Source organism: Martelella sp. UBA3392 (assembly GCF_002358775.1).
GTDB classification, from domain to species: Bacteria; Pseudomonadota; Alphaproteobacteria; order Rhizobiales; family Rhizobiaceae; genus Martelella; species Martelella mediterranea.
On sequence record NZ_DEPM01000042.1, the window covers coordinates 5,064 to 14,417 of the forward strand.

Here is a 9,354-nt window from a genome sequence, read left to right on the forward strand (position 1 = left end):
AAGCCGCGTGAGGCCGGTGCCGAAGATACCGGCGAGGCGCGGCGTTTCGACGGCCCCAAGCGGCCGCGCGGCGAGGGCCGGCCGGAAGGCGGCAAGCGTTTCGACGGGCCGAAGCGGGAAGGCGCAGCGCCACGCGGCGACCGTCCTTCCGGCGACAAGCGCGGCGGACGCCCCGAAGGCGGCAAGCGTCCGGGCGGCGACAGGCCGCGCTCCGGCGGTTCACGTGAGGGCGGTCCGGGCAGGGGGCCGAAGGGCAATGCGGATCGTCGGCGGTGAGTTTCGCGGGCGCGCGCTCGCCACGCCGAAGTCCTCCGACATAAGGCCGACGACCGACCGCACCCGCGAGAGCCTGTTCAATATTCTGAGCCATGCCTATCCGGAGGCGCTCGACGGCGCGCGGATGATCGATCTGTTCGCGGGCACCGGCGCGATGGGGCTCGAGGCGCTCTCGCGTGGCGTCAAGGCGGTGCTGTTCGTTGAAAACAGCGTCGAGGGCAGGGGGCTTTTATGGTCCAATATCGAGGCTCTTGGCCTTGCCGGCCGCACCCGGATCATGCGCCGCGACGCCACGCGTCTCGGCCCCGCCAACCGGATAGAGCCCTATGATTTCCTGTTCGCCGACCCGCCTTATGGCAAGGGGCTCGGCGAAAAGGCAATGGCCGCGGCCCATGATGGCGGCTGGCTGAAGCCCGGGGCGCTCGCGATCCTGGAGGAGCGCGCGGATTTGGCGCCAATGGTTTCGGAGGATTACCAGCCGCTGGAGACCCGCGAATTCGGCGACACGCGAATGCATTTCTACCGGTATCGCGCCTGAGTTATTTCCGTGATCGGCCAGCCTCTCCGCATAGCCCCCAATCTTGCAAGGATTGTATTCCTAACTGACGGCCGAATGCGGCAGCACGAAGGGCGTATCGTCCTTCGGCTTCTGGCTGACGGATAACCTTGTGGCGAAGACGGCGTGGAGATTGTCGTCGGTGATGGTGTCCTTCGGGCTGCCCGCGGCGATCACCCGACCCTCGCGCATCAGCACCACATGATCGGCGAACAGCGCGGTCAGGTTGAGGTCGTGCATGATCGCGATCACCCCGCCGCCGGCACGGCAGAAATCGCGCGCCAGCCGCATGATCGCAAGCTGGTGCAGGATATCGAGGCTGGCCACCGGCTCGTCCAGAAGCAGCCAGCGCGGCTTGCCATGGGCGACCGGCGCCTCGATCTGGCACAGCACCCGGGCAAGCTGGACGCGCTGCTGTTCGCCGCCCGAAAGTTCCTGATAGAAGCGGCCTTCGAAGCCGTGGAGGTCGACGGCGCCGAGCGCCTTCTCCATGGTCGCGCGGTCGTCGGCGCGGTGGGCACGGCCCGAAAGCCCCATGCGCAGCACCTCGGCGACGGTGAAGGGGAAGGCGAGGTTGGAGGATTGCGGCAAGACGCCGCGCATCTGCGCCAGCCGCCAGGGTGCAAGCTCCGCTACCGTCTCGCCGTTGATCTCAACCACGCCCTGATCGGGCGCGAGGTCGCCCGCGATCGCCTTCAGTGTTGTCGTCTTGCCGCAGCCGTTCGGGCCGCAGATTGCGGTGAGCGCGCCGGGAACGGCTTGCAGCGCGACGTCTTTCAAAACCGCGCGGCCTGAAAGCGTGACGCTCATATTCCGGATTTCGATCATGATTACAAATTGAGCCGCGAGCGGTTTTTGAGGAGGATCCACAGGAAGAACGGCCCGCCGGCAATCGCCGTGATGATGCCGATCGGCAGTTCCGCGGGTGCTACGACCGTGCGGGCGAACAGATCGGCGAGCACCAGCAGCGCGCCGCCAAGCAGCGCCGAGGCCGGCAGCAGATAGCGGTGGTCGGGGCCGATGACGAGCCGCAGAAGATGCGGCACGACAATGCCGACAAAGCCGATCCCGCCCGAGACCGCGACGCCCGCGCCGGTGGCGGCGGCAACGGCGATGATGGTGATATTCTTCAGCCGCTGCACCGGGATGCCGATGTGATAGGCCGTCGCCTCGCCGAGCGTGATCGCGTTCAGCCCCTTGGCCATGAACGGAAGCACGGCGAAGGCCGCCAGCATGATCGGGCTGATCGCCGCAAGCTTGGTCCATGTCGCGCCGGCAAGGGAGCCCATCGACCAGAAGGTGAGATCGCGCAATTGCTGATCGTTGGCGAGATAGACCAGAAAGCCGGTGGCCGCGCCCGCCAGCGCCGACAGCGCGATGCCGGCCAGCAACATGGTCGCCACCGAGGTCTGGCCGTGGCTGGTGGAAATCCGGTAGAGCAGAAGCGTGGTGACGAGCCCGCCGAGAAAGGCTGCGGCGGGCAGGGCATAGAAGCCGAGCAGGGCATAGACCGGTGCGGCGATGGTGCCGCCGAGCACGATCATGATGACCGCGCCAAGCCCCGCGCCCGCCGAAACCCCGACAAGGCCGGGATCCGCCAGCGGATTGCGGAACAGGCCCTGCATCGCCGCGCCGCAGACGGCAAGCGACGCGCCCACCAGAAAGCCCATGAACGCGCGCGGCAGCCGGATATCGAAGATGATGATCCGGTCACGCGCCGCGAGCGCCGCGCTGTCGCCTGTGACGATTGCTTTCGCGACATCGAAGAGCGAGGCATCCGAGGCTCCGTTGGCGACCGAGATCAGGATCGCCAGCCCGGAGGCGACGACGAGCGCCGCGATCATGACCACGGCGAGATCGGAGCGGTCTCCGCTTTCGCGCCAGCGCGCGCCCGACAAGGCTTCGATCACCGTCATTGCCGCTCAGTCTCCGTAGATCTCGGTTGTCAGCGCAGCGAGGTTTTCGGCAAAGCGCGGGCCGAAATTCAGCATGCCGACCGGATCGATCCGGTAGATCGCCATCGCCTCGCCGGCCGGCGTCAGCGACAGGGCCGGGTTGGCGGCGATATCATCATTGGTCGGCGCGCGGCTGCCGGCGCTCTCGTCCATCAGGATGATGACATCCGGCGCGGCCTTGATGATCGCCTCGTCGGAAAGCGCCTTGTAGCCCGGAAAATCGCCGATCGCGTTATCGAGGCCGGCAGCCTCGATCATGCCGTTGGCGGCCGTGCCGGTGCCCGATGCCATGACCTTGCCGCCATTAAGGCTAAGGATGAACAGCGCGCTCTTGCGCTCCTCTTCGGGCCGGGCCTCGTTTGCCGCCAGAAGCGGATCGAGCCTGGCCTTGATGTCGTCCGCCAGCGCGTCCGCTTCGGCCTCTCTTCCGATCAGCGCGCCCACCATCTCGACCTTGGCGAGGATGCCGTCGCGGCTGTAATCCTCCGGCACCACCGCCATTTCGACCTCCGCCTGTTTCAGCACATCCATCGTTTGCGGCGGTCCCGCGCCCTCGATGGTGATGATGGCGCTCGGATTGATCGACAGCACGCCTTCCGGCGAAAGTTGGCGCATATAGCCGATATCGGGCTTGGCGGCGGCTTCCGGCGGATAGGTGCTGGTGGTGTCGCGGCCGACGATCTGGTCGCCTGCGCCGAGCGCATAGGCGATCTCCGTTATCGAGCCGCCAATGGTGACGAGGCGCGAGGGGTCGGCAAGCGGCTCGGTTGCGCCGGCGGATGTTGCGCCAGCGAGAAGCAGGAGGGCGGCGAGGGGGCGGTTCAGAAAATGTCCGGTCATCGGTATCCTCACGCTGCTGCCGTTTGCGCATGGCGCGGCAGGCTCTCGGCAAGCGCGCGCCAGACGGGACGCTCGGCATAGCCTTCCAGACGCTTGCCGAAGAACTGAATGATCAGTTCGCCGTTCGCGTTGAAAGCTTCGATCGATGTGACATGACCGTCGCTGGTGGGCTTGCGCACCAGCCAGGTCTCGGCGATCTGGTCGCGGCGCAGATGCAGGTGGAAGGTCGGGTCCATCACGTTGATCCACGGTCCCATCTCGACGACATTGGACACCGGGCCGGAATGGATCTGCACGATGCCGTTGTTGGCGACGAACACCATCAGCGGCAGGTCCGGCGTCTCGGCCGCGGCATGGAACATGGTCGCGACGGCGTCATCGGCGAGGCGGTAGGCATAGTCGTCGCCCACGGTCGCGATCGCGGTCTGGCGGTGGAGCTTCAGATCGTTCAGCATGCCGAAGAACTGATGGGTATCGGTGAGCGCCGTCCAGCGGTCGCGCAGAAGCTCGACATCGACGGCATTGGCATCGCGGGCGTGATCTGCGTCATGGGGCGCGAAGGCCTCGGTCAGGACGGTCTGACTCTGGTCTTCCAGCCGGTGTTTCTCGACGAAATCGCGATAGGCCTCGACATTGGAGGCGGGGCGCAGGTGCAGTTTGAACACAGCCGTGCCCGTCATGTCGAAATATTGCAGGCTCAGTTTCTCCGCGCCGTTGTCATCCGTCTTGGTCACGGCGAAGGCGTGGGCCCAGCGGCTCGGGAAAATCCGAAGATCAATGTTTTCGCCGAGCACGATCGCGGCGTTCTTGCCGTTTTTGATATTCTCGAAAACGCCGATCTTCTCGTGGACGGCGCTTTCATTGCGCGACAGCGCCATGATTTCACCGAAGCTTTCGGCGTGGTCGAGAAGGTGGGACGGCTCCGGCGCGATCCGGGTCGCGGTCAGGCCGACTTCGGCCGCCACCAGCGCCGCCTCGCTGATATTGAGTCGGGCTGCGATATCGCGCTCGCGCATTTTCGGGTTCTGGCTGCGGAATTCGCGGATCTGTTCTGGTGTCGTCTCAGTCATGTCTTTCATGCCTACTTGTTCAGAATGAGTTTGCCTTGGCGGGTGATCTTCATGCGGTACTCGGCGCCCTGATGGCGGATGACGATCTCGTTTTGCCCCTGAAAGAGCGTCTCGCTTTCCAGAACCGGCAAGCCGCGCGCTCCGGCTTTCGCGCCGGTCTTTGCTGGTTCCTTGTCGTGATTCATTGGTAAGCTGCCTGCGTCCGTATATACTTGATTCTGAAAATCATGTTTTATAAGTTGACTCTATTAATCACCTTTGTCTATCCACGCAATAGACGTTTTGCCTGTTGAGGGATAGGATTGTGGCCGATCGCGATATGCCCCTGAGGGCCTTTTCAAATTCCGGAGATTCCAGACGATGAGATTATCGATTTGCGCAACCGCCCTCGTTTTCGCCCTGTCGCAGCCCGTGCTGGCGCAGGAAGCGGCCAGTGAAGCGCCGGCGAGCGAACCGACCGGGCTTTCGATTTCGCTGAACACGCTCGAGAGCACCGACAATGGCTGCAAGCTCACATTTCTGGTGGAAAACGACCTGCCCGAGACGATTGAAAGCCTTCAGGCCGAGGTCGCGCTGTTTGACAGTGAGGGCGTCGTCGACAGGCTGACCATGCTCGATTTCCTGACCCTTCCGGCCGGCAAGAAACGCGTGCGCCAGTTCGAACTGCCCGGCGAAGGCTGTGACGCGCTCGGCGGGCTGCTTTTAAACGATATCAAGGTCTGCGACGCCGAGGGCGTGGATTGCATGGGCGCGCTTCAAACCGGTTCGAAGGCGGGTATTCCCTTCGACGGCTGAAACCGGCCAGACCGTAATTGAGTGGACAATAGCTCCCGATGATGAATGACCAGGCCATGTTTGCGATGGGCTTGCCGGGCGGCATGCGCGAGCGTCTCGACGATGACGCGCTCGATGATGCTGTCGTGCGGGATAGCAGCCCCTATGGCGCGGCAGCGCCCGAAATCGCCCCCAAAATCGGCATTGCGCCTGCGTCGTCCGTCGACCTTGATAAGGTGGTGTTCGAGCTGAAGGCGGCGGCGAACGCGGCCAGTTCCGCCCGCAAAACGGAGCCCGGCGACGGGGATGGCGAGACCGATGCCGTAGAATTGCCGCTTGAGGATGCCGAACTCGGCGTTGTCCCGCAGACGGGTTTCCTCGAGAGGGGCAGCGCGCGCGCCGGCAAGCGCATTTCGGCGGCAACGCTGGTCTCGCTGCTGCTCCATTCCGCCGCCTTCGCTTTCGCCCTCCATGTCGCTCGCGTTCTGCCGGAAGCCCCTCAAGAAGAGGGCAGCACCGTCGTCAGCGTGATCATGGTCGGCAACGGCGATGTCGACGCGGCCGCAAGCGGCGCGGAGCCGACCATGGTCGAGGCCGAGCCGGTGCCGGTGGAAACCGCGACGGCGGTCGAGGCCGAGCCGCTGGAGACGACCGCAGTCGAACCCCTTCAACCTCAGCCGCCGGCGCCCGTTGAACAGGCCGCGCCCACGCCGGCCGAGGCGCTCGCATCGCCGGAGGCCGAAACCGCCGCGCCGGTGGCCGCGGAACAGGTCGTCGCCCAGCCGAGCCAGCCGACGGTGCTTGCCGCAGCGCCAACCACGGCGCTTGCGCCCTCAACGGTTCCTCCGGCGCCGCCGGTTGTGGAGCAGGCCGTCTCGCCTGCCGAAGTCCCCGCATCCGCGCCTGTTGTCACCGAAGCGCTACCGCCGCAGGAGACGCCGGTCAACCCGCCGGCCGAAACGGCTGAGCCGCTGATGGCGCAGACCGAGCCGGTCGAGACGATCAAGGCGCAGGAGGACGATCCGGAGCTTGCCTATGATATCGATGCGCCTGTGCCCGCGCCCTCGCCGTGGAAGACCGAGCCATTGCCCGAGGATCAGGTGGCGGCGCGCAAGGCCGAGGAGCGCGCCAAACCGAAACCGGTTGAACAGCGGCAGGTGGTGAAGCGGTCTTCGGCCGGCTCCTCCGGCCAGTCCAACCGCGATGCGCGCAAGGGTGTGGCTTCGGGGACGGCCAACAGTGGCGCAAGCCAGGCGGCCGAAGCGCGGGCTGGCAATCGCGGAAACGGCGAGGCGGAGATGGCCAATTATGCCGGCAGGCTCAGGGCCAAGCTGCGCCGCTCCGTGGCCTCGGAACGCTATTATCGCGGCGTTGGAAAACTGCAGTCGACCGTTGTCGTCAATGTGCGATTGAACCGTTCGGGCGCCATCGCCGGACTGTCGCTGGCAAGATCATCGGGCAATGGCAAGGTCGATGCGATCGTGTTGCAGCGCGCCCGCGCCGCCGGTCCCTTCGGCGCGTTCCCGGCAAGCTATCGCGGCGCGAGCCACAATTTCTCCCTGCCGATCCAGCTCAATCTCGGTCGCTGAAGCGGACGGTTGCTCGCTTAAGAACCAATTGTGCGCTGAAGGCCCTGGATGGCCGGCAGATAATTGGGGTCGAGCTGCTTGGCCTTCTGGTAATAGGAGGCAGCCTTGGTGAAATCGCCTTGGCGTTCGAACACGAGGCCGATATTGGCCCAGCTTTCGGCGACGGATTGGTCGAGCGCCAGCGCCTTGTCGAAATCGGCGCGGGCGTTCTGGTCGTCGTTCAGCGCCAGGTAGGAGACGCCGCGACCATTATAGGGCTGCGGCGATTTCGGCGACAGCGAGATCGCCTTGGAGAAATCGGCGATCGCCAGTTCCTGCTGCCCGCGCTTCTGGTAGATCAGGCCGCGGCTATGGTAGGCGCGCGGATCCGTGGTGTTGAGCTGGATGGCGCGGGTGTAATCGTTGAACGCGTCGTCGAGCTGGCCCGATTCGCTGTAGAGATTGCCGCGACCGATATAGGCGACATCATAGCTGCTGTTGATCTGGATCGCGCGATTGTAATCGTTCAGCGCGTCCATCTGCCGGCCCATGCTGCGCTCGATCAGCGCCCGGTTGGCATAGGCCTGATAGTAGTTCGGATTGAGCGCGATCGCCTGGTTGAAATCCTCGATAGCCCGGCGGTCGTCGCCGGCCCGGCCATAGGCCGCGCCGCGCACATTATAGGCGCCGGGATCGTTGGGGTTGGCGGCGATCACGCTCGAAAGCGAGGCGATGTTCTGCTCGGAACCCTGGGCGGCATCGATGCTGACCACGTTCTGGTTCATGACCTGGCTGGTCTGGCAACCGGCGAGTAGGGCAAGTGTGCCCGCCAGGATTATATTCCTGACGGCGCTGCCGTTTGCTGTCATGAACGAGCCGCCCGAAAGCGCGCTGGTGATCTTCGTCATATCCATCCCCAATAATTGCATGCCTTTTGCGACAACAGCCGGCGGGAAGTTTTTGTTCCCCTTCCGGTTTTGAAAAGGGCGTCCCCACAATCTACATGATCGAGGTTAAAATTCTGCCAAATAAAAAGGCGGGAACATGTGCTCCCGCCCTAAGAACGCATCAATGTGCTGAAAAAGCGACAATCAGCGAGAAACCAGACCTTCGCGAACGGCGCGCTTGCGAGCCAGCTTGCGAACGCGGCGGATGGCTTCCGCCTTTTCGCGCGCACGCTTCTGCGAGGGCTTTTCGTAATGGTCGCGCATCTTCATTTCGCGGAAGATGCCTTCGCGCTGCATTTTCTTCTTCAGAGCGCGGAGGGCCTGGTCAACATTGTTGTCGCGGACAAGTACTTGCACGTGTATCCCGTTCCTTAATCGTTGGTGTCTGAGCCTGGCAAATACTTGCACGTTCAGGCATTGATTGGTCTTCAGGCGGCACAATCCGCCCATATCTGGCGTCGCGATTAACAGATCGCGGGCGATAAGTCCAGTCCTTACCGCAAGACAAGGACCGATGTGGCGAAAAATCCGGGCTCCGATTGACAGGATTCGCCGGCAAAGGCAATCCTTTTTGAAAGACGACGCCACGGAAATCGCGATGTCGAAGGCGGATCGAAAAAGCGTCGCAAAAAGGACGTTGCCTCGTATTCCGATTTGCGATTGGTATAGTCGCAACGACCCGGCGAACCCCGATGGAGCCCCATAATGCGCAAATATTCCGTTTTCGCTCTCGCGCGCGAGGCCATGCGCCACCACAAGGGCTGGGAAAAGCACTGGACCTCGCCGGAGCCGAAAAGCGAGTATGATGTCATCATCATTGGCGGCGGCGGTCATGGCATGGGCGCTGCCTATTACCTCGCCAAGGAGCACGGCATCACCAATATCGCCGTGATCGAAAAGGGCTGGGTCGGCGGCGGCAATACCGGCCGCAACACCACGATCGTGCGCTCCAATTATCTCTATGACGAGAGCATGGACATCTACGAGCATTCGCTCAAGATGTGGGAAGGCCTGTCGCTCGATCTCAATTACAACGTCATGTTCTCGCCGCGCGGCGTGATGATGCTGTCGCATAATGAACATGACCGCCAGTCGTTCAAGCGCCATGTTCACGCCAACCGGCTCTACGGCATCGACAATGAATGGCTGACCCCGGTTCAGGCCAAGGAATACTGCCCGCCGCTCGATATCTCGGCCTCCGCGCGTTATCCGGTCAACGGTGCGGCCTTGCAGCGCCGCGCGGGCACGGCCCGCCATGACGCGGTCGTCTGGGGCTATGGCCGCGCGGCCTCGGATCGCGGTGTCCACATCATCCAGAACTGCGAGGTCAAGGGTATCCGCAGGGGCGCGGATGGCGCGGTGACGGGG

The 9,354-nt window shown here is 63.8% G+C and carries 11 protein-coding genes and 1 pseudogene; 5 read left to right on the top strand and 7 right to left on the bottom strand.

The window, feature by feature from the left end; all coding sequences use genetic code 11:
• A pseudogene (locus B4E36_RS03400) lies at window positions 1–276 on the top strand (pseudouridine synthase); the annotation flags it as partial.
• Window positions 257–814, top strand: a complete 558-nt coding sequence (rsmD, locus tag B4E36_RS03405) for a 16S rRNA (guanine(966)-N(2))-methyltransferase RsmD (protein ID WP_292059356.1) — start codon at window positions 257–259, stop codon at window positions 812–814. The pseudogene B4E36_RS03400 and the gene rsmD, both read left to right, overlap by 20 nt.
• A gap of 60 nt (window positions 815–874) precedes the next feature.
• Here rsmD and B4E36_RS03410 read toward each other — a convergent pair whose 3' ends face one another.
• The 5 genes from B4E36_RS03410 to hemP are packed head-to-tail and all read right to left on the bottom strand — an operon-like array spanning window position 875 to window position 4,882.
• The gene (locus B4E36_RS03410) at window positions 875–1,660 is read right to left on the bottom strand and encodes a heme ABC transporter ATP-binding protein (RefSeq protein WP_345899973.1); all 786 of its coding nucleotides are present in this window, start codon (window positions 1,658–1,660) and stop codon (window positions 875–877) included.
• A gap of 2 nt (window positions 1,661–1,662) precedes the next feature.
• Complete coding sequence (locus B4E36_RS03415; protein WP_345899974.1) at window positions 1,663–2,748, bottom strand: iron ABC transporter permease; 1,086 nt, start codon at window positions 2,746–2,748, stop codon at window positions 1,663–1,665.
• Window positions 2,749–2,754: 6 nt separating this feature from the next.
• Window positions 2,755–3,627 (bottom strand): heme/hemin ABC transporter substrate-binding protein, encoded by an 873-nt coding sequence (locus tag B4E36_RS03420; protein WP_292059363.1) that lies wholly within the window; start codon window positions 3,625–3,627, stop codon window positions 2,755–2,757.
• 8 nt (window positions 3,628–3,635) lie between these two features.
• Complete coding sequence (locus B4E36_RS03425) at window positions 3,636–4,706, bottom strand: hemin-degrading factor (RefSeq protein ID WP_292059365.1); 1,071 nt, start codon at window positions 4,704–4,706, stop codon at window positions 3,636–3,638.
• 2 nt (window positions 4,707–4,708) lie between these two features.
• The gene (hemP, locus tag B4E36_RS03430) at window positions 4,709–4,882 is read right to left on the bottom strand and encodes a hemin uptake protein HemP (RefSeq protein WP_345899975.1); all 174 of its coding nucleotides are present in this window, start codon (window positions 4,880–4,882) and stop codon (window positions 4,709–4,711) included.
• A 175-nt stretch (window positions 4,883–5,057) separates the two neighbouring features.
• Between hemP and B4E36_RS03435 the strand changes: the two genes are divergently transcribed.
• Together B4E36_RS03435 and B4E36_RS03440 are read left to right on the top strand one after the other, a co-directional pair.
• Window positions 5,058–5,492 carry a hypothetical protein gene (locus B4E36_RS03435; RefSeq protein WP_292059369.1) on the top strand — a complete coding sequence of 145 codons (435 nt, stop codon included), beginning with the start codon at window positions 5,058–5,060 and terminating at the stop codon, window positions 5,490–5,492.
• Between the two features lie 38 nt (window positions 5,493–5,530).
• Complete coding sequence (locus B4E36_RS03440) at window positions 5,531–7,060, top strand: TonB family protein (protein WP_345899976.1); 1,530 nt, start codon at window positions 5,531–5,533, stop codon at window positions 7,058–7,060.
• Window positions 7,061–7,077: 17 nt separating this feature from the next.
• Here the strand turns inward: B4E36_RS03440 and B4E36_RS03445 are convergent, their stop codons facing one another.
• Both B4E36_RS03445 and rpsU read right to left on the bottom strand, forming a co-directional pair.
• Window positions 7,078–7,953 (bottom strand): tetratricopeptide repeat protein, encoded by an 876-nt coding sequence (locus tag B4E36_RS03445; protein WP_414673718.1) that lies wholly within the window; start codon window positions 7,951–7,953, stop codon window positions 7,078–7,080.
• Window positions 7,954–8,130: 177 nt separating this feature from the next.
• Window positions 8,131–8,343 carry a 30S ribosomal protein S21 gene (gene rpsU / locus B4E36_RS03450; protein WP_026173590.1) on the bottom strand — a complete coding sequence of 71 codons (213 nt, stop codon included), beginning with the start codon at window positions 8,341–8,343 and terminating at the stop codon, window positions 8,131–8,133.
• 348 nt (window positions 8,344–8,691) lie between these two features.
• On the opposite strand from rpsU, the gene B4E36_RS03455 reads away from it, so the two are divergent.
• A partial coding sequence (locus B4E36_RS03455; RefSeq protein ID WP_345899977.1) for an FAD-dependent oxidoreductase occupies window positions 8,692–9,354 on the top strand: 663 nt, incomplete at its 3' end.

Coding starts and splice junctions, on each gene's coding strand:
- rsmD (WP_292059356.1), top strand. CDS start 257: ATGCGGATCGTCGGCGGTGAGTTTCGCGGGCGCGCGCTCGCCACGCCG.
- B4E36_RS03410 (WP_345899973.1), bottom strand. CDS start 1,660: ATGATCGAAATCCGGAATATGAGCGTCACGCTTTCAGGCCGCGCGGTT.
- B4E36_RS03415 (WP_345899974.1), bottom strand. CDS start 2,748: ATGACGGTGATCGAAGCCTTGTCGGGCGCGCGCTGGCGCGAAAGCGGA.
- B4E36_RS03420 (WP_292059363.1), bottom strand. CDS start 3,627: ATGACCGGACATTTTCTGAACCGCCCCCTCGCCGCCCTCCTGCTTCTC.
- B4E36_RS03425 (WP_292059365.1), bottom strand. CDS start 4,706: ATGAAAGACATGACTGAGACGACACCAGAACAGATCCGCGAATTCCGC.
- hemP (WP_345899975.1), bottom strand. CDS start 4,882: ATGAATCACGACAAGGAACCAGCAAAGACCGGCGCGAAAGCCGGAGCG.
- B4E36_RS03435 (WP_292059369.1), top strand. CDS start 5,058: ATGAGATTATCGATTTGCGCAACCGCCCTCGTTTTCGCCCTGTCGCAG.
- B4E36_RS03440 (WP_345899976.1), top strand. CDS start 5,531: ATGATGAATGACCAGGCCATGTTTGCGATGGGCTTGCCGGGCGGCATG.
- B4E36_RS03445 (WP_414673718.1), bottom strand. CDS start 7,953: ATGGATATGACGAAGATCACCAGCGCGCTTTCGGGCGGCTCGTTCATG.